The following is a 19,521-nucleotide window of genomic DNA, read 5'->3' as shown; positions in this document are numbered from 1 at the left end:
CCAAAAAAGCGTAAGATCTTACGCTGATATTTACACTATAAAGGTATCACTCGGGCTTGTTCAACAATCGGGATAAGGACGCGGCTACGCGCGGCCTATCCTTATTCGTTAGATGCTCGCGATCAGTTTGAAAACATTCAAATACAAGTACATTACGAAATGGAATAATAAAGCAAACCACCACGATTTAAAGCCACTTAATTATTAACTTTGAACTCCGCATGAAACACTCTACGAAAGCCACACAAAACTAAGAATTAAACAGTTTACGAACACTTTAAGTCACCCTTTCTGATCTCACTAATCAACTCAAAAACTAGCTGACGAATAGAAAAGAAACCTAATTTAGACAACCAAATATCCGCGATTCATCGATTGATGAAAGACAAGATTACTAACCAAAGTAACGGCACAATCAAGGCTACAATTGAGCTTTTCTATTATAGATAATATCTACAAACAGCATGGTAAAGCCTTAGCCAAAACGTATACGAAAAACTAAAACATACCCTAAAAGGTAGCGACATCTAACATCTATGGACGCTCCGTTTTGTGCAAGCAAAATTTTCATTGAATTCAAAGTTGGTATTGCAGCCATCTATTCGGATTCTAGTTAAGGCTTAAGCCTTGATCCCTGATGAGTTCCGCTAGTTCATGACTAATCATTTGGACGTATTCTTACATACGATGTTAGGGTCAGTTTTAATGAACTACGGTCTTACCTATTTTGTCTTCAATTCTCTTTATGCCTACGCAAACCTTTGAGTGTCTTTACTTCATTAATTATCAACTAACTAGATGAATGACTCATCATAATCAGTTCCATTTGCCAGCATTGACCACGCTATCCTGGCCAATTTGTTGGCTAGCGCGACAATGACAACATTTTTGTGTGCTCTGCATTCTAAGTCTCGCAGCCACACCGTGATTTTCCGTTTTGGGTTCATGTGCCGTATTACGGCTCTAGTACCATGAATAAATAAACGCCTTAAATAGCCATCACCGCGCTTACTGATCCCTAATAATCGCGGTTTACCTCCGCTAGAGCTTTGTTTGGGTACTAACCCTAGCCAAGCTGAAAGCTGTCTACCTGATTTGAACTCTTTGCCTGTACCAATGCTGGCAACTAATGCTGAAGCCGTGAGTCGACCTATACCTGGTACAGCCTCCAAGCGCAGACATAATGGATTCTCTTTACTTGATTGAGCTATCTCTTTTTCCAGTATGTCTAAATCAGATTCTAATTGATTAAGCCTTTTCTTCATTCTCAGCACATGACGAACCATTAGCTGAGGCAACAACGGTTCAGCACTTGAGAAATCATCAGCAAACCAGCTATGTAGCCTTCTTGGCCCTACTGGGATAGCAATACCAAATTCTGCTAATGTGGCACGGATACGATTAATCAATGATGTCCGTTCTTTCACTATGCCATCTCGTTCTCTATGAACTAATAGCAGAGCTTGTTGCTCTTCATTCTTCACTGTTACGAAGCGCATATTGGGTCGGGTTACAGCTTCGCAAACGGCTTCAGCATCATTCGCGTCATTTTTGTTTGTTTTGACATATGGCTTCACATACTGAGGAGCCATCAGCTTGACCGTATGCCCCAATTTTTCTAGCTCTCTTGCCCAATAGTGGGAGCTTGAACACGCCTCTAGTCCGATCAAACAATGAGGTATATTGATAAAAAAATTCAAGAACTTTGCTCTACGGAGCATTTTCCGAACAAGAGTTTTACCTTTAACATCTACGGCATGGATCTGAAAAACGTTCTTAGCTAGATCGACACCAACAACTGAAATGTTATTCATAATCTTCTCCACTTACGTAAAATCATTTAGACAACGTAAAAGGGAGGAGCGTCCATCTCATTATTTGTATACACGCCTTGCGCGTTTAATCAGGTTAGACCAGTCAGCGCGTGTATCAATAAGTAATTAATTTGTGGACGTTTTTAACGAACACGCTCAAAGCAGCCGCTGGCAAAACGAGAATGGCGAGCTAACTTGCCTCGTATCTCCTGCAAACCGAGCAAGCATACTATTTAGTCAATTGAATTTACTCTGTTTTTTATTTTCACTCAATAGCAAACCGAGAACTGATTAGGAATAATTTTAAGGATATTCGTAGAAAATCTAATAACACTGTATAAAACCACAGGTAATGGCTAACTTAAAAGTTATCGCTTAACAGAGTATTTTGTGTTTCGGTTGGTGAGAAAAAGTATTGCGAAGCGGACAATACTAAATTCGAGGAAAGGTTGCCGCTAACAAAATTTGGGGCACTAATGGGTTAGCTGCTGGCAAAGTGGTTCCAATTGCCAGCGGTCAGCGTATGTGCAGACGCTACAGAGGCACGCCGCAAGCACGTCCTTGTGGGCTAAACGAAAACATCTAGCCTCCAAGGATGGAGGGAATGCCAAATTCTGTAGGGAACAGAATTGGCCATGTTTCCGAAGGCCTCAGCCGTATCTACACTGGATTATAAAAGCGCAAACTCTCGGCATTTGTGTTTAAAAATAGGAATTCAACAGTTAAATTCCATACCAAACTAACAGAAAATACCCATTCCCCATCGAAGTTGCCGAAGTACGTTGAAGACTCCTTATAAACCAAAGTCCGTAATGCCCACACGGTCTTTCCCGTGCATCCATGCACTCCAAGACATTCAGGCATCCTGCCTATCAGACGTGGGCATAGCTTTCGCGGGACAGGATGTCCCATCGGAAGCGTTAGGTTATTTCGAATAAGTATGAGGCCCGTATCTAATGCATGTAACTTCGTCGGGGCGTCATGGTGGATGCAAGGAGGATAGGACGAGCAGTCCTTCTTGCTCGGGTGTGGGCGAAGCGCCACGACCTTGGTCAAGCGCAGCTTGATAGGTATTGCTTATCTAGAGTAACTACATACTGGCAAGCATTGGGGCATAAATGCGTTAGCTGCTGACCAAAGTGGTTCCAATGACCTGCGGTCGGCGTATGTGCAGATACTGCTGAGACTCGCTGCAACTCTTTATAAAAGAAAGGGTCCATGTAAGCTCAACGAAATCATCTGACCTCCATGGACGGAGGGAATGCCAGATTCTGTAGGGAACAGAATTGGCCCTGAAACCGAAGGCCTCAGCCGTATCTACACTGGGTTATAAAAGCGCAAACTCTCGGTATTTGAGTTCTTAATTTTAAGAACACAAATCACAAACTCTAGACAAACTCACAGAAAACACTCATTCCCCATCGGAGTTGCCGAAGTACGTTGAAGACTCCTTATAAACCAAAGTCCGTAATGCCCACACGGTCTTTCCCGTGCATCCATGCACTCCAAGACATTCAGGCATCCTGCCTATCAGACGTGGGCATAGCTTTCGCGGGACAGGTCGTCCCATCGGAAGCGTTAGGCTATTTCGAATAAGTATGAGGGAGACAACTTCGTCTGGGCGCTGAGGGATTGACTCTTATGAAATCAAGAGCGGGCGCAAGCGCTTTCCCCCTTGGCTCTGCTCTTTACAATAGAATGGGCGAAGCGCCACGACCTTGCTGTTAATAAAAGCTCAGGCGCAGCTAAATAAAACTAAAAAAGACCCAAACCATTTTGGGTCAAAATAACTCACTATTACTCAGAACGTACCTGTCTGTTTTCGGCAACCACTAGCATTTCGCATTTAGGGCAATCGAATACCAGCTTCAATACATCTTTGCCTATCTCTAATATCATAGGGTCGGCTTTAATGCCGGGAACCTCTTTCGGGCATAAGTTGAAGTTAAAACGGAGGCAGTGCTTAGTGACCATTAATGGCACATCTTCAGTAACACCATTTTTCTCATAGGTATCTTGAATTTCGACCACACCATGACGTTGATAAAACGCCTTGGCTTTGTCGTTGGCCACATTGCCTAAATAGCTTAAGTGTTTAACCGGGTAAACCGCTTCTTGATTGTATTTCCACGCTTTAGGGCGTTGATAATCATTAACACGTGCTAGCTCTAATGCCGCCACAGTATCGCGGCGTAAGCCGTTTAATACGGAGGTTGGGATAAACCACGCTTGCGCGGTTTCAATATTCATCGCGCGTATTTTAAAGTCAGTACTGCCGAGCTTGCCGAGTTGCTTACGTAACCCCTGCAATGCTTTTTCAACATCGGTGGCGGGCGTTTTGTCGAATACCAATGATTGCACCGCACTGTGACCATAAATATCGGTCATGGTCAGTGACACGCCATCAATGGTATCGGCTAATAGCAAATCGACCTCAATAATACGCTTGGCTGACTCTTTGGCTAATACCGCTTCAAATGCTTGGTTGTGATTACGGTAAATAGTCATACCGACTTTGAGCTCTTTTGGCATCCGCAGCAAAAACAGTTTAAGACCATCAACACGGTTAACCCGCATCCCTTTTAATTTATCATCGGACTGTTTAGCTTCGGCAAAGTTACTCGGGAAGAAACATAAGCCGTCACCATTATTAAAGCTAGTGTCGGAGGTCACTTCGATAAAGTCTTTCTCTATGCGCTTAACTTTTGCCACTTCTTCGCCAATATATTTAGGCGAACGAAAGTCATTCATTCCTTGGCTACGCTCATGGACAAAGTAATCTGTTTTACCGCGGTTAAAGGTCTTTTCTGGATCGGGGGTAAAGCTATGCTCGCAGCGGCCGTGTGATGAGGCGTTAAACTCCGGGCGTCTAGCAATAATTTTGTCTAACTCTTGACGATAATGCGCGGTCACATTTTTTACGTAGCTTAAATCTTTAAGGCGACCTTCAATTTTAAATGAGCGTACGCCAGCATCAATAAGTGCTTCGAGGTTATCGGTCTGGTTGTTGTCTTTGAGTGAAAGCAGGTGTTCATTTTTCGCCAATACGTCACCTTGGCGGGTCTTTAAATCACCCGGAAGGCGACATAATTGTGAGCATTCTCCGCGATTGGCACTGCGGTTACTGAAAGAGTGACTTAGGTTACAGAGGCCACTATAAGCGACGCATAAAGCGCCATGAATAAAGAACTCAATTTGCATATTCGTTTTAGCCGCGACATCTCGAATTTGGCTTAAACCAAGTTCACGAGCCAGTACCACTTGTGAGAAGCCGACTTGCTCTAAAAAAGCGACTTTTTCTGGACTGCGATTATCCATCTGCGTACTGGCATGCAGCGCAATAGGCGGTAAATCGAGTTGAAGGATCCCCATATCTTGCACAATGAGTGCATCCGCTCCGGCTTCATAAACCTGCCAGATGAGCTTGTGCGCCGCATCGAGTTCATCTTCATTCATCAAGATGGTATTGACCGCGACAAACACTTGGGCGTGATATTGATGAGCAAAGCTGCACAATCTAGCGATATCTTCGACGCTATTGCCTGCGCTAGCGCGAGCACCAAAAGCAGGGCCACCGATATAAACCGCATCGGCACCATGACGGATAGCTTCAATACCAAAATCAGCATTTTTTGCAGGCGCTAATAACTCAAGGCGATTAGAGTGACTCTCTAGCGGCGGCAGTGGTGCGGTATCGGGCTTGTCATTGGGTCTGAAGATGCCAACATTGCTCATAAAAATCACTCAAAAAAGAAACAGTATTATTTGTGGGGAGATTATAGCAAAACCTGAGATTTGACGTTAGCTAATATACCAAAGCGCCCGCTAAAGGCAGGATTAAGCAGGTCGAAAAGTAGCAGAGTTTAAGGTCGCTTTTAGAGAACCCTATCAGCGCTGAGCCAGCAAGGTTAAGCCGTGCATGGTAAGCACGCTTTATCACTTAATACTCAGTTGGGTATAAGCACCTGATAAAGCGTTTGTTATCTTGGCTAGCTTGGCTTATGTCAGTTACGTGAAAAGATCGAACGCGTTTCCAAGCGCCGAAGACTTACCTTTATAAAATTCGGTATAGCTGCAGTTACTGCATGTAACGGCGTAGTATCTTTTATTCTGCATATCGAAAATACGCGACCAAAACCCACCCGACACACGGATCTCACCAGTATCGAACTCTTTATGATGACACTTAATACAGGTCCACTTATCATGTTGCATAGCTGCTCTTCTCCATAATGATGATCTGATGTTGGCTGACAGTTGTTAATAATGTACCGCTAGCCAAATAGTTTCGGTTTCCTCACTTGTCCAAGCCACCCGATGTTTCACATGCGCTTTGATGGTTAGGTGCTCACCTTGATTTAAGCTGACCATCTCACCATGTTCAAATTCTAGTGTGGCAGCCCCTTGCACCACCATCACCCACTCACTTTTGGCTTGATCGTACCATTGACCTTCCGCGGTAACATGTGCGGCGGAGATAATGCGCTCAATTAAAACGCTGTCCGTTTTCACCAGTGGTTCAAACTGTTCTAGGGTTAGATCACTAGGCAGGTTATCAAGAATATGCTGTTTATCCATTTAGCCTCCAGTCATTTATGCCTTTAAAGTGGGTTAACAACAATACTCTTACTCACTCTGACCCCCAAGCGCTTTGCAAGACGATTTAGATTGGCACGATCCATCTGTAATTGATTGGCTGTTGCCGACCAATTGCCTTGTTGCTGGGTTAGCGTCTGCAAAATCAACTGCCGTTGAAAATCATCGGTTTGCTGCTTAAGGTTACCAGTGTCTTGTGCTATCAGCTTCTCTTCCACCGGGCTAGACGCATCGCCAAGAGCGGTATTAGGTAACACTAGCGCAAGATGGGTGATGCCAATGCGCACAATCGCCGCAGCACTGTCACTTCTCGCTCTTAGGGCGGCGCGGCTAATAACATGTTCTAGCTCGCGCACATTACCCGGCCAGTCATACTGGTTGAGCATTTTTATCGCACTGGGCTCTAGGGTTAATTGGCTCATGCCCAATTTACGCCGGGTTAATTCAATAAAGTAACCACTGAGCAAACTAATATCTTCTTCACGCTGCCTTAACGGCGGCACGATAACGGGGTACACACTGAGGCGATGATAAAGGTCGGCACGAAAACGCCCCTGTTCAACTTCCACTTTGAGCTGTCGGTTAGTCGCCGCCAGAATACGCACATCAACATACTCAACGTCATCTTTACCAACGACTTGGATCTCTTGATTCTGTAAAGCCCGTAATAACTTACTTTGCACTGCAAGTGGTAACTCGCCAATCTCATCGAGGAATATAGTGCCGCCGCTGGCGAGACTAAATTTACCGATTCGGTTGCGGTCCGCTCCCGTAAATGCGCCTTTAACATGGCCAAATAGTTCGCTTTCGATAAGGCTTTCTGGCAATGCAGCACAGTTAACGTAGACCAAAGGGCCCTCACTGCGGCTCGATTGCCTGTGCAGCGTTCTCGCCACCAGCTCCTTACCTACACCGGTCTCTCCCTCAATCAAGATTGAGAAATTAGACCCTGCAACCATCTCTATTTCACGCTTGAGTTTAAGCATGATCTCGCTATTACCAATCAGTTCACCGCCATCTTTAACTAACGCTTCATGGGTTAATTCAGCAACAACTTGCTGATTATGTTTAGAATGCTGTTCGAGTTTTTGCAGTAAAATGGCCGTATTCAGGGTCGCAGCAGACATTGCAGCAATGATGTCTAATGTTCGTTTGGGGATCTCATCAAAGACATTGGGAACCATGCTGTCGAGGGTCAACACCCCGATGAGCTTATCGTCAGCAAGCAGTGGCAGCCCCATACAAGCATGCACCGGCAGGTCGCCATCATGGGACAGCAGTAAACCATCGTAAGGATCAGCCAATTCACTATCCGCAGCAAATCTCACTGGTGTTTGCGATGCACAAATTTGCTCAAATCTTGGATGAGCAACCACTTCAAAGCGACGACCCAAGGTCTCTTTAGTTAGCCCTTGCAGTGCCAGCGGTTTTAAATAATCCCCCTGCACATGCAATAACACCACGGCATCACAAATGACGGCATGACGCACAGTATTGAGCAAACGCTCGTACCTGTCGTTGGTTGTGAGGCTATTAGTAAGATCTAAGGCTAGTTGGACTAAGGCGGCGGAGGATATTTCACTCACAAGAATAGTAAACCCAATAGATTGTAACTGTCGCCACCATATCACGGCTCTCGCCAACACTCAAAACAACCCTAAAGAGTCTTAATGACTACAAAGATACGAAGTCAATATGACTACACGTAACGAAGTAGTACCCTAAATGCGAGTAATAATCACTACTTTCAACATTGGCACGCTTATCGCAATGTCTTTAATTAAGATAGATTCTAATCCGACAAATGGCTTTAGATAAGCAGCGAAAAGTCGAAACGGCAGCACTTACTTATGGAGCAATGTCATGATAGCCAATCAAACAATGCCCTACACCCATGAAGATTTAGTTGAAGAATTAACTCATCTTCAAAGCAATAAGCCAATGCTGGTATCAAGCGGTTCTGCAGTTAAAAATCGCACTTTACAACAAATAGGCACGGCATCGAATACGTTTTACTCCCATGCCCTAACTGGTGGGAATGGCACCATGTTCATCGCGGTTATCGGCCTGCTATTGTGCATTTTAGTCGGTTATTCCTATGCGGATAGCTTTTCACTCTGGGCGCAAGTGGCCAGCCACATTGGTTTAATTCTGTTTGCTACAGCGATAAAGATTGGCTACGTCATGCGCTGTGTTGGACTCGATGGTATGGGCCATATGCAGTTGTAATGCACAAAACTAAAGTGCCAACACAGCGACTTTCAATTAGATAAACCAAGCTTAAACGGAAACCTATTAAACTAATGCAAATGATTAATGAACCTAAAACCAAGCAGGTGCTGTCTTCAAGCGGAGAAGTGGAAATGATAGCAATTGAACCCGTATCAAAATTGACAAAACTTGCCAGCCAGCCGTTATGGGATCTGGCCTTTAGACCTTGGTTTCTAGCGGCTACGCTGTCGTCAGTGGTCAGTATCGCTGTTTGGATATTGTTTCTTCACGGACAATTTCTCGGGCTCGCCACTGCGGGACTTAGCCCGGTGATATGGCATATTCATGAAATGCTCTTTGGTTTTGGGGCGACGATTGCCGTAGCCTTTTTACTGACAGCAGCCCAGACTTGGACTAATCGCCGCAGTATAAATGGCTTGCCATTAATTATGCTGACATTGATTTGGCTGGCAGTAAGAGTATTGATATGGTCAGCAGACCCGAACCTACTAATGCTTGCGGTCGCATTGCAAGCAACTTGGTGGCTAGTCTCTATCGCCTATATCGCGAGCATGGTTATCAAATCCAATAGCAACCGCAACTACCAATTTATTCCGTTACTTTTCGCTATGATGGCGCTCAATATCGGATTTTTACTGGCGGATATTAATGGTCATACCGAGTTGGCGTTACACCTTTCGCGTAGTGCTATTTTACTGTTCGGTTTGCTAGTCGGCATTATTGGCGGTCGCGTTATTCCTTTCTTTACCGGTCGAGGTGCTGATAACGCTAACGTTAAAACGACACCTTTACTCGACAAATTAATCCCTATTGCCACCTTGTTAGGCGTGACGGTATTTTTTACGAGTTACTTTATTCAGCTGCCTTTCACCCCGGCACCACTGCTCATTTTAGCGGGCGTATTACACTTACTTCGTCTGTTTAATTGGAACAGTCTCGCCACGCTTAGAGTGCCACTACTCTGGTCGTTACACGGCTCTTACTTGGCATTAGCACTGGGTTTGATAGCACTAGGCTTAAGCTATCATATCGAGTTATTACGTTTTGCGGATGCACTGCACCTCATCACTGTTGGCACCATTGGCGCAATGATCCTTGCCATGATCGCTCGTGTATCGTTAGGCCATACAGGCCGAGCTCTTAAACCCCATTTTTCAATCAATATTGCTTTCATGCTCATACTGCTCGGTGCACTAGCGCGAGTTATCTTACCTTTGGTGCAGCAACCCATTCTCGCATGGGACATTAGCGCACTTTGTTGGATAGTCGCTTTTAGCCTATTCCTATGGCACTACAGCTCGATACTGTTGAGCGCGAGACAACAATAAAATTGATTTAACGCACGATAAAAACACTTGTTAAAAATGACACCCTACCTATGTTGCTAAACCAACATAGCGACTTATAAAGAATAATTATTAAGGATATTTAGATGTTATCTGAAAAACATATCGGCATAGTAAAAAGTACCGTTCCATTATTAGAATCAGCTGGAACAGCGATTACCGAACACTTCTATAAGCGCATGTTTGCCCATAATCCTGAGCTAAAAAACATCTTCAACATGAGCCATCAACACTCAGGTGGACAGCCCGCAGCACTTTTTAATGCCGTAGCAGCCTATGCAAAAAATATTGATAACCTTGGCGCATTAAGCGGCGCGGTAGAGCGTATTGCCCACAAGCACACCAGCTTTAATATTCAACCTGAACACTACCCCATTGTCGGCCATCACCTACTTGAAACATTGCGTGAACTGGCGCCAGATGCCTTTACACCGGATGTAGAAGAGGCTTGGGGCGCTGCTTATGGCGTGTTAGCAGGCATCTTCATTGATAGAGAAGCAACGCTTTACCACAGAAGTGCTACTGAAGTAGGCGGTTGGCAAGGCGCTCGTAAATTTGAAGTGATCGAAAAAACGTCTGAATCAGAACTGGTCACCAGCTTTGTGCTCGCTCCAGAAGATGGCAAAGTGGTTATCGATTTTGAATCAGGTCAGTATCTTGGCGTTAGCGTGGCACCGATTAACCACGAGTACCAAGAGATGCGTCAATACTCATTATCAGATAAGCCAAACGGCAAGCAGTACCGTATTTCGGTAAAGCGTGAAGCAATAGGCGTACCTGGCGTGGTCTCTAACTATCTGCATGACCATATCCATGTTGGCGATAGCGTTGATATTTACCCACCCGCTGGTGATTTCCACTATGAAGAGCGAGAGGCTCCTGTGGTACTTATCTCAGCTGGTGTCGGAGTCACTCCAATGCAATCTATGCTGGAGATGTTGGCCTCTAAATCGTTTGCAAAACCGGTGTTTTATCTGCATGCCTGCGAAGGTGTAGAGCAACATTCATTCAACCAACGAGTGGAAGCACTGGGTAAAAGTTTGGATCTACAGCATCACACTTGGTACCGCGATATTGCTAAATCAAATGAGGTTGTGGCGAATAGCAACATCCATCAGGGCTTTATGAACTTTGCCACGGTTAGAGATTCATTGCCTATCGATAATGGCGATTACTACTTATGTGGCCCCGTTGCGTTTATGCAATTTGCCAAGCAACAACTGCTTGAGCTCGGCGTAAAAAGTGATCGTATTCACTATGAGGTCTTCGGTCCTCACGCTTCGCTATAGCGCGCAACGGTGGGCTTGTAAGCAAGCGCCGCTCTTCCGATTAAAAAAATGGACGCGATTAAGCGTCCATTTTTTCATCTACTGACTCTCTAATCCCCTCCACACCTCGGCATAAAATACCGCTTACTTGCTAGATAAAATCGCAGATCTCTGCTAATGATTTCTTTTGTAGTGCGTGTTCCGGCACTGTGGCATCTTCGCTTGGATAGCCTGCAACAATCAGCATATAAGGTCGTTCATTTGAACTATCTCGGCCACACACTTTACTTAAAAATGACATAGGTTTTGGGGTGTGCGTTAAAGTGCCTAAGCCAGCATGATGTAGTGCTTGGATCAAAAGTCCGGTAGCGATCCCAACGGATTCATGCACGTAGTAATTGGTCTTCTGCTCGCCCTCTTCTTCAGTACGTTTTTTACTGAAGATAGCGATTAACCAAGGTGCATGTTCAAGGTAAGGTTTATCCGCATTGGTGCCTAACGGTTTAAGTGCATCTAACCACTCCTCCCCTGCTCTGCCCGCATAAAATGCCTGCTCTAATGCTTCGGCCTCATGACGTATTTGCGCCTTAATCTCAGGACTGTTTATCGCAACAAAATGCCATGGTTGGTGGTTTGCACCATTAGGCGCAGTGCCCGCAGCTAAAATACACTTTTCAATAATCGCTTTGGCTACAGGTCGTTCAGAGAATTTACGGATCGAATGACGTCGCTTCACCTCTGCATAATTTTTATCTGCCCGAGCAAGCATCTCTTGTTCTGGGTATTCGATAAAATCCGTTAATGGATGATGAGCTTCTGTCATGTGATTTCCTACCTTGGTAACATTCGTTGTTATTTTGCCGGTTAACCACTGTTATACCCAAAATGACTAGGCATAACCAACTGACATTAATAGATAAGGTTTAATGGATCAATTTGATATCACTGCCGTGAGTAGCATAGATATAGCGCTAGAGCAGGACGGCAATATTAGTAGAAAAATAGGCTTCAATCAGCAGCTTCTAGTACCTGCTTTAATTGTGTTAAACCTTGATTTAAGTCATTTGCTATCATGGTTTCGAAATCTAAAAATAGGAACATTAAATTCATTGGGTAATCTAAATGCCCATCAAAACCCCATTGCACTAATGTTTGGTTCTGATCCAGCGCCTCTGTAGTCATAAATGCGGGGTCAATTGATTCAAAGGGCGCGTAAAATCGAAGTTCAAAATCAACACGTTTTCCCGCATCAATACGCATAATCTCTTGCTCACCGACACCAACATCCTCGTTATCACTTTCCCATCGAGACACAAAACCAACGGTGCCATCGGTGCCGCGATAAGTCTTGTTCATGTTGGGGTCCATCTGCGCCCATACACTGAAGTTGTCTTGGTTTTTTAGATGCTTCACGTAATTAAATACTTCTGCCACTGGTTTATCAATCGTCACCGTCGTCAGCACTGAATACTCTTTTTGCACAAATAGGGCGATGATAAACGGTAGGGCTATAAGCACTAAAATCGCTATTAGGATCTTCTTCAGCATAATGGTTACTCTTATTTTAGTTAATGACCCAAGGCTATTGCATTAGATTTAGAGTATACAAATATTTAACATAACAAAAGTTATAGGCCATTGTTTTTATATCATCCGTGGTAACGGCTTTGAATTAAGCAGGCAAAGAGTGCTATAAATTGATGCTTGAAGCTCAAGCAAAGTTTGGCTAGGTAAAGAGAGGGATTAGCGGGGTTATCTAGCGATTATTAGTCTTTGGTCTTTTGGCGCGAGCCATAAAAAAGGACAAGCAATGCTTGTCCTTGTTATCGATGTCTTTGCTAGCTATTTGACAACCATTTGACAACTACAGGCCTAATCTTGCCATCAGCTTTTGATTTTCAGTTTCAATATGCTTGTAAAAGTCGCAATCAGACAAACTTGAGGCGGCCGCTTCATCTATCACCAACACCACGTCTTGGTGCATCTGCAGTGCCGATGCGGGGCACGCCGCGGTTAATGGCCCTTCAACTGTCGCTTTAATGGCTTCGGCTTTGTTTGCCCCTGTTGCCAACAACACCACTTTCTTGGCATCCATAATCGTACCGATCCCCATGGTTATCGATAGGTGTGGCTGGTATTCATCCGTTTCAAAAAATCGAGCATTGTCGTCAATCGTCGCTTTAGTTAGCGTCTTTACACGGGTTCTCGACATCAAACCTGACGATGGCTCATTAAACCCAATATGACCGTTACGCCCTATCCCCAATAGCTGAATATCCACCCCACCCGCTGCGCTTATCTGTGCTTCATAGCCATGACACGCGGTAATAGGATTTGCCGCATCACCAGGAGGAACATGGGTGTTAGCTTGGTCAATATCAATATGATCAAATAGTTGCTGCTTCATAAAGTAGCGATAGCTTTGAGGGTGCGTACCCGCGAGACCTAAGTATTCATCAAGGTTAAAGGTGGTGGTATGAGCGAATGATATTTGCCCCACTTTAGTGGCCTCGATTAACTGCTGATACAAGGATACTGGCGTAGAACCTGTGGCTAACCCCAACACTGAGTCCGATTTTTTGTGCAGCTGCTTAATAAAAATATTTGCGCCATATGCCGCTACGGCTGCACTGTCTTTTAATATTACGATTTGCATAAAATTGATCCAATCAAAGTAAGAGGTTAACAGTGCCTGTCGATCTGCACTTCCCGATATCGAGCATGCATACGCTCATTATGGGTTAGGCCAGCTAAATATGTAACATTACTATAACCTCAAATGACAACGCTGTCATCCGCTATTGTAGCTTCCATAGCTAAATCAGCAGTGCTCAATAATTGGACATGAACTTGTCTCATTGTAGAACAGATCATCAATCGATATTAAGGTGCGCACCTATAAGAGTTTACGTATAATTAGGTTAATTAAGATTGACCCAATAAAGCCAACTAAGAGCGATATCAATGCCCTCAAGCACGCTAGAAAAAATCGAGTTAACACCAGAGTCGGATAGCGCTCAGCACTTTAAAATATTTAAGCCATACGGTTTTTTAAGCCAATTCTTACCTGAAACACGTAAAAGCAAAAAGCTACTGGGTGAGCTATTTAGTTTTCCCGAAAAAACCATGGCTATCGGCCGACTTGATCATGACTCAGAAGGCCTGCTATTACTGACCACCGACGGTATGATGAGCCACTTGATCCGCAGCAAAAAAGTCGAAAAAGAGTATTATGTTCAGCTTGATGGCGATATATCTGCCAACGCAATATTAGCACTGCAAAATGGTGTCGAAATTGGGGTAAATGGAGAGAAGTATCAAACGCTACCCTGTAAAGCGTTTAAGTTAGCAGAGGAACCGCAATTGCCTTTAAGGGGCCGTAAGATCCGCGATCCAAGACACGGCCCAACAACTTGGGTCTCGATTACATTATGTGAAGGTAAGAATCGCCAGATTAGAAAAATGACTGCCGCGGTAGGCTTCGCCACACTGAGGCTGGTGAGAGTGAGAATTGGTGATATAGACATAGCGACAATGCAAGCTGGTGACGTGGTTCCCTTGCTGGATTTTAGCGCTGTACTTAATCATTTATAATTAGCCACTTAAATTAGTCACTTATAAGTGGCTACTACAGCTAATCGCTTATCATCAACCGCTAACACTCATCATTAAGCGAGTCGTTAATACCGCTGGCTTTTACAAAAAAATGATCCAGCTCAGCTACCGCTTTTGGCTTACTGAATAAATAGCCTTGAGCTTCATCACAACCATTATCCGCTAAGAACTGTGCTTGTTCTACGGTTTCAACCCCTTCAGCAATCACTTTTAAGTTAAGTGAATGCCCCAAGGCAATAACCGCTTTGGCGATGGCGGTGTTGTGGACATCATCAGGGATATCTCTCACAAAGCTTTGGTCTATTTTCAGTTTATTGATAGGCAGTTTTTTAAGGTAATTGAGGGACGAGTATCCGGTACCAAAATCGTCAATAGATAACATAATCCCCATGTTTCCGAGCTTAACCAGATCGCGGCCGACTGATTCTGGATCAGACATCATGCAGCTTTCGGTCACTTCAAGCTCTAATCTATTGGCCGGTAACCCTGTGGCTTTAAGCACTTCAGCAACTTCGTTGACAAAATTACGCCGTTGCAATTGTGGCCCTGCTACGTTGACTGCAATGCGCACAAAATCTTTGCCCTCGGCGAGCCATCTAACACCCTGCTCACAAGCTTGTTGTAATACCCAGCGGCCAATCTCTTGGATCAAACCAATTTTTTCAGCTACTGGGATAAAAATAGCAGGAGATATTCCGCCTAACACAGGATCGTCCCAACGCAACAATGCTTCAAAGCCACTTAGCTGCTGACTGCGACAATCTACTTTCGGTTGATACACCAAGTAAAATGCGTCTTGAGCCAGCGCATCATGTAGCGCACTTTGCAGTTTAAGATGGGCGACCGACTCATAAGTTAAAGATTCGGTGTAAAAGGCGTAATTGTTGCGGCCATCGTGTTTTGCCCTGTGCATCGCCGCATCAGCATTAACCAATAGCGTACTCGAGTCACGACCATCTTGGGGGTAGATAGCCACCCCCATACTGGCGGTGAGTCGAGTCGGTGCATTGTCACCCAGTAAAAATGGCCGTTCAAAAACGTGTTGAAGCGTACTGATCCTTAGTGAAAGCATATCGCTACTTTCAATATTGGGGAGGATCACCGCGAACTCATCTCCCCCCAGCCGCGCAACAGTTGCTAGGCTGCCTAAAGCAAGGCTTAAACGATGGCTTAATTCGACCAACACCTCATCACCCATAAGGTGACCAAAGCTTTCATTGATCTGCTTAAATAGATCGACGTCGATGTAAACCACGCCTAACTGATATTCACTTCTATTGGCCAGTCTAATCTCTTGCTCTAACCGAGAGGTCACCGCCATACGATTAGGTAGTTTGGTTAGTGGGTCATGAAAGGCTAAATGGGCCAACTCCGCTTCATTCTTTTTCTGTGTCGATAAGTCAGCAAACACAGCAACGAAGTAACGGATTTGATGTTCATCACCGTACACGGCACTGATCGTCAATAATTGTGGGAAAATCGCACCATTTTTACGGCGATTCCATATTTCACCGTGCCACTTACCCGTGCTTAACAGTGACTGCCATAGATTGTTAAAAAATGCTTTATCGTGACGACCAGAATTAAACATCTTCGGATTTTGACCGATTAGCTCACTTTTATCAAAGCCGGTAATATGAGTAAAAGCACCATGAGCATCGATAATATTGCCATCAACATCGGTGATCAACACCCCTTCCACAGAGTTTTCAAATACGCGAGCGGCAAGTTCTAGCTGATCTTGCGCCGCCTTATGCGACGAGATATTACGCGAGATACCAATGATGCCAGTCAGTTCTCCAGTATCAGCCACTATCGGCACTTTGGTGGTTTCTAACCATGATTCAACATCACCAATATCCAGACCTTGGCACTCTCCAGCCGTGATCTGTACACCTTTGGTAATCGATTCTTTATCGCCATCAACAAACTGTTTTGCTAAGTGAGGATTAAATAGTTCTTCGTCCGTATGATTGAGGATCTGCACACGAGACATATTCCAAGCGACCTCGACACTATGGTTAACAATCACATAGCGTCCTTGGGGATTCTTCATCCATACATGCTCTTTCATCGTATCGATAAACTGCTGCAAGCTAACCTTTGTTACCGCTGTTTCAGCATTATCTTCTTGCTGGATACTTTTTCGGTAATGGCGATAAATGCTCACGAGGTCAAGCTCAAAACTATCAGCACATTGTTTTAGTAGTAGCCTTAAATCCGCTTTGTTAAGCGAGTGAGTACTTTGCTTTGCCTGTGTAGTGAGACATAGGTAACCGAAGAGTGCTTGAGAAGGCCAATGGATTGCCACGCAACAGCTTAAACCCGATTCAAACAAGTTATCATTGGCTGCGGGTTGGGCGGTTTTAGTTGAAGTGTTTGAAAAAGACGATGTTGATGACGCGTTATTGAGATCTGATGCAGCACAGATTTGACAGAGATGTTCTAAATTATCACGATCAATACCTACCGCCGTAAAGGGCTCTAGGCAGTCATCTTGATTTACCTTCAATAGGCCAACGCCACAACAAGAAATGCGTGACAGCATGTCAATGGACTTACGCCACTGCGCTTGCTGAGTCGTTGAGATCTCTATTACTATCATTCAACACTCCATCCAATTAATGCGAACGAACCAACTGACTAAAACGATAGCCATCACTGTATAACTTTCCACAATATCCTGTAAGAGCAAACATTTATAGTCCAAAAATTACTTATTTAACATTAATATGAAATTTCGCCTAAAGATGCCTAAACCACAAACAAACGAAAGCTTATTAACTTGTCATAAGAGTATAATTTACCGTTGCCACCTTGCTAATAATTTCATCTAAATATAACGAATATGCTTTTCATCACCGCCTTCAATTCTGTCTTGTTATGAGGTTAAGTAACCAACAAGGATGCTTCTAGTGCTCAAGCAGCTACAGAGCGAATAAGCTTAACCATTTATGACTCAAGCTCAATGACGTCCCACATAAAAGTACCGCTAAGCTGGGCAAGCGGTAGGTTTCATCCACATCAATATGGATCAATTGAAGTCAGCCTAATAATCGGTCATTATACGCTCACTATGGACAGCTTTGGGGCATCATCAACTTAAGATGCCGAAAAATGGATCTTCAACAATATGAAAAAACTCCTCGTTATCTTTTTAACTCTGTGCTCTTTTATGGCTGATGCTGGCTTTGACAGCAAAGAATCTGTCTACGCGAACTTGCTCACCAGTCAGAACTTACAAAACGTGAAATTAGGGGCAAAATCACTACACCATGATTTACCCGATAACATTCAACTGTGGGACTTAGCGGCATATACGATTTGGTCTATGAATCACGATGGTGATAAAGAAGATAAAGAATTTGACGACACTATCTCATGGTTAGCCAAAGCTATCGGGGAAAGTAAAAATGGTCGATATCAACAGTTACTCAGCCAGCAACTCAAATTAGCCCAATCAAACAAGATAAAACGCTATTTTAAAGGTGCCATAAAAGCCCTTAATAATACTGAGGTGCCGCAATTTGTTGCCGCTGAATATATAGCACAAGTCGCCCCCAGTAATCCCAAACATATTCGTGCCACTGCTGATAGTTTTGAAAGAGTAAGAACTGGCGATAGCCTAGAGCTGGTGCTGTCGTTGCTTGGCCAACCCGATGGCGTAGGCCAGTACATTCGCAGTTACAGCCGCCCTTTTATTGGCCGCCAAACGTTTCAAAACTTGCGTTTATCCTATATTAACTTTGGCTCAATGGAGCTTCGATACGAAGAAACACATTGGATTGTTGACCTTAAATCTAAGCAGACTGATGCCGATATTTCAGCTGTTTCCGCAGAGTATCGCGACCTGTTATCTCGCCTTGTCAGCAACGATGTCACTCAAATTCGCGCTGCTGCAAGAGAAGCTATCAAGTTACCGTTAACTGATCAGGCTTCGCTCGATCATATCGCGCAATACATTTGGGATAACCAAGGCACCCAAGATGGTCATTTTGCCGATTCACTCGCTTGGCTGTGCAAAGTACTCAGCAATAGTAAAAATGGCCGCTATAAAGCAGTATTAGACACGCTTGCCCAAAAGCCTATTCATAAAAAAATAACCCGTTATGCAGCAAAGACAGCCAAAAGCCTCACCAGCAAACCGCCATTCTTTACGCCTGCAATCAAGACTCAAACAGCAGACACAACTGAAGGCGCTAAGCTTTAACATCAGTGGCGAAGACTTTAAATAAAGCCTTTAAATAAAAACCAGCCTAGTGGCTGGTTTTTTATTGGTTGAATAACGCTATAAATTACTTAATAAAGCAGACCTTAGCGCCACCGCGATACTCGCAGTAACAATCGACTGGGTTCGCTGCACAGTAGCGTTGCTCATCTTGCATTGGATTGGCATTCACCGCTGCAACAAGTCCCAGACCTAGAGATAATGTTGTCAGTAATGCGAGTATTTTAGTTTTCATAATCATCCTTAATTAAGACCAACTGCAAACATCTAGCCTAGTCAATTTCATCGCGTCGAATAACACGGTACAAAATAAGAATAAACCACTACACATCCGCAAAACAATAGTCTAAAAGGCTAATTTAGCTTTAGGTCAAGTGATTGATATTGTCGTCACTCAATATTATTCACTGACATAAACAAGC

General features: G+C 44.0%; 15 protein-coding genes. 5 read left to right on the top strand and 10 right to left on the bottom strand.

Features of this window, described 5'->3' with window-relative positions; all coding sequences use genetic code 11:
• Positions 1 to 794: 794 nt before the first annotated feature.
• The 5 genes from L2729_RS06100 to norR all read right to left on the bottom strand — a co-directional run bounded on the left by L2729_RS06100 (position 795) and on the right by norR (position 7,996).
• Positions 795 to 1,814 carry an IS110 family RNA-guided transposase gene (locus tag L2729_RS06100; RefSeq protein WP_248987457.1) on the bottom strand — a complete coding sequence of 340 codons (1,020 nt, stop codon included), beginning with the start codon at positions 1,812 to 1,814 and terminating at the stop codon, positions 795 to 797.
• 1,797 nt (positions 1,815 to 3,611) lie between these two features.
• Complete coding sequence (locus L2729_RS06095; RefSeq protein ID WP_248987456.1) at positions 3,612 to 5,549, bottom strand: peptidase U32 family protein; 1,938 nt, start codon at positions 5,547 to 5,549, stop codon at positions 3,612 to 3,614.
• A gap of 273 nt (positions 5,550 to 5,822) precedes the next feature.
• Positions 5,823 to 6,029, bottom strand: a complete 207-nt coding sequence (locus L2729_RS06090) for a zinc ribbon domain-containing protein (RefSeq protein ID WP_248987455.1) — start codon at positions 6,027 to 6,029, stop codon at positions 5,823 to 5,825.
• A gap of 45 nt (positions 6,030 to 6,074) precedes the next feature.
• The gene (locus L2729_RS06085) at positions 6,075 to 6,392 is read right to left on the bottom strand and encodes a cupin domain-containing protein (RefSeq protein ID WP_248987454.1); all 318 of its coding nucleotides are present in this window, start codon (positions 6,390 to 6,392) and stop codon (positions 6,075 to 6,077) included.
• Positions 6,393 to 6,415: 23 nt separating this feature from the next.
• Positions 6,416 to 7,996, bottom strand: coding sequence for a nitric oxide reductase transcriptional regulator NorR (norR, locus tag L2729_RS06080; RefSeq protein WP_248987453.1), 1,581 nt, complete (start codon positions 7,994 to 7,996; stop codon positions 6,416 to 6,418).
• 277 nt (positions 7,997 to 8,273) lie between these two features.
• Between norR and L2729_RS06075 the strand changes: the two genes are divergently transcribed.
• The 3 genes from L2729_RS06075 (at position 8,274) to hmpA (ending at position 11,277) form a co-directional block, all read left to right on the top strand.
• Complete coding sequence (locus tag L2729_RS06075; RefSeq protein ID WP_248987452.1) at positions 8,274 to 8,639, top strand: hypothetical protein; 366 nt, start codon at positions 8,274 to 8,276, stop codon at positions 8,637 to 8,639.
• Between the two features lie 74 nt (positions 8,640 to 8,713).
• Positions 8,714 to 9,970 carry an NnrS family protein gene (locus L2729_RS06070; protein ID WP_248987451.1) on the top strand — a complete coding sequence of 419 codons (1,257 nt, stop codon included), beginning with the start codon at positions 8,714 to 8,716 and terminating at the stop codon, positions 9,968 to 9,970.
• 104 nt (positions 9,971 to 10,074) lie between these two features.
• Positions 10,075 to 11,277, top strand: coding sequence for an NO-inducible flavohemoprotein (gene hmpA, locus L2729_RS06065; RefSeq protein WP_248987450.1), 1,203 nt, complete (start codon positions 10,075 to 10,077; stop codon positions 11,275 to 11,277).
• A 130-nt stretch (positions 11,278 to 11,407) separates the two neighbouring features.
• Here the strand turns inward: hmpA and L2729_RS06060 are convergent, their stop codons facing one another.
• The 3 genes from L2729_RS06060 to nagB form a co-directional block, all read right to left on the bottom strand.
• Positions 11,408 to 12,079 carry a nitroreductase family protein gene (locus tag L2729_RS06060; protein WP_248987449.1) on the bottom strand — a complete coding sequence of 224 codons (672 nt, stop codon included), beginning with the start codon at positions 12,077 to 12,079 and terminating at the stop codon, positions 11,408 to 11,410.
• Positions 12,080 to 12,264: 185 nt separating this feature from the next.
• On the bottom strand, positions 12,265 to 12,804 hold the full coding sequence (locus L2729_RS06055; protein WP_248987448.1) for an SRPBCC family protein: 540 nt from the start codon (positions 12,802 to 12,804) through the stop codon (positions 12,265 to 12,267).
• Between the two features lie 316 nt (positions 12,805 to 13,120).
• On the bottom strand, positions 13,121 to 13,912 hold the full coding sequence (gene nagB, locus L2729_RS06050; RefSeq protein WP_248987447.1) for a glucosamine-6-phosphate deaminase: 792 nt from the start codon (positions 13,910 to 13,912) through the stop codon (positions 13,121 to 13,123).
• A 308-nt stretch (positions 13,913 to 14,220) separates the two neighbouring features.
• Between nagB and L2729_RS06045 the strand changes: the two genes are divergently transcribed.
• Positions 14,221 to 14,850 (top strand): pseudouridine synthase, encoded by a 630-nt coding sequence (locus L2729_RS06045; protein WP_248987446.1) that lies wholly within the window; start codon positions 14,221 to 14,223, stop codon positions 14,848 to 14,850.
• Positions 14,851 to 14,911: 61 nt separating this feature from the next.
• Here L2729_RS06045 and L2729_RS06040 read toward each other — a convergent pair whose 3' ends face one another.
• A complete protein-coding gene (locus L2729_RS06040) occupies positions 14,912 to 17,476 on the bottom strand; it encodes a putative bifunctional diguanylate cyclase/phosphodiesterase (RefSeq protein WP_248987445.1) in 2,565 nt (854 codons plus the stop codon).
• Positions 17,477 to 18,004: 528 nt separating this feature from the next.
• Here L2729_RS06040 and L2729_RS06035 point away from each other — a divergent pair.
• Positions 18,005 to 19,081: a hypothetical protein gene (locus L2729_RS06035; RefSeq protein ID WP_248987444.1), complete on the top strand. Its 1,077-nt coding sequence runs from the start codon at positions 18,005 to 18,007 to the stop codon at positions 19,079 to 19,081.
• Between the two features lie 85 nt (positions 19,082 to 19,166).
• Here L2729_RS06035 and L2729_RS06030 read toward each other — a convergent pair whose 3' ends face one another.
• Positions 19,167 to 19,334, bottom strand: a complete 168-nt coding sequence (locus L2729_RS06030; RefSeq protein WP_248987443.1) for a hypothetical protein — start codon at positions 19,332 to 19,334, stop codon at positions 19,167 to 19,169.
• Positions 19,335 to 19,521 lie beyond the last annotated feature (187 nt).

It is taken from the genome of Shewanella gelidimarina (genome assembly GCF_023283945.1).
Classification (GTDB): Bacteria; Pseudomonadota; Gammaproteobacteria; order Enterobacterales; family Shewanellaceae; genus Shewanella; species Shewanella gelidimarina.
Note: the sequence above shows the minus strand (reverse complement) of the source record. Positions and strands in the feature narration are given on the sequence as shown.

Coding starts and splice junctions, on each gene's coding strand:
- nagB (WP_248987447.1), bottom strand. CDS start 13,912: ATGCAAATCGTAATATTAAAAGACAGTGCAGCCGTAGCGGCATATGGC.
- L2729_RS06030 (WP_248987443.1), bottom strand. CDS start 19,334: ATGAAAACTAAAATACTCGCATTACTGACAACATTATCTCTAGGTCTG.
- L2729_RS06075 (WP_248987452.1), top strand. CDS start 8,274: ATGATAGCCAATCAAACAATGCCCTACACCCATGAAGATTTAGTTGAA.
- L2729_RS06090 (WP_248987455.1), bottom strand. CDS start 6,029: ATGCAACATGATAAGTGGACCTGTATTAAGTGTCATCATAAAGAGTTC.
- L2729_RS06070 (WP_248987451.1), top strand. CDS start 8,714: ATGCAAATGATTAATGAACCTAAAACCAAGCAGGTGCTGTCTTCAAGC.
- L2729_RS06095 (WP_248987456.1), bottom strand. CDS start 5,549: ATGAGCAATGTTGGCATCTTCAGACCCAATGACAAGCCCGATACCGCA.
- L2729_RS06085 (WP_248987454.1), bottom strand. CDS start 6,392: ATGGATAAACAGCATATTCTTGATAACCTGCCTAGTGATCTAACCCTA.
- L2729_RS06045 (WP_248987446.1), top strand. CDS start 14,221: ATGCCCTCAAGCACGCTAGAAAAAATCGAGTTAACACCAGAGTCGGAT.
- L2729_RS06100 (WP_248987457.1), bottom strand. CDS start 1,814: ATGAATAACATTTCAGTTGTTGGTGTCGATCTAGCTAAGAACGTTTTT.
- L2729_RS06060 (WP_248987449.1), bottom strand. CDS start 12,079: ATGACAGAAGCTCATCATCCATTAACGGATTTTATCGAATACCCAGAA.
- L2729_RS06035 (WP_248987444.1), top strand. CDS start 18,005: ATGAAAAAACTCCTCGTTATCTTTTTAACTCTGTGCTCTTTTATGGCT.
- L2729_RS06040 (WP_248987445.1), bottom strand. CDS start 17,476: ATGATAGTAATAGAGATCTCAACGACTCAGCAAGCGCAGTGGCGTAAG.
- hmpA (WP_248987450.1), top strand. CDS start 10,075: ATGTTATCTGAAAAACATATCGGCATAGTAAAAAGTACCGTTCCATTA.
- L2729_RS06055 (WP_248987448.1), bottom strand. CDS start 12,804: ATGCTGAAGAAGATCCTAATAGCGATTTTAGTGCTTATAGCCCTACCG.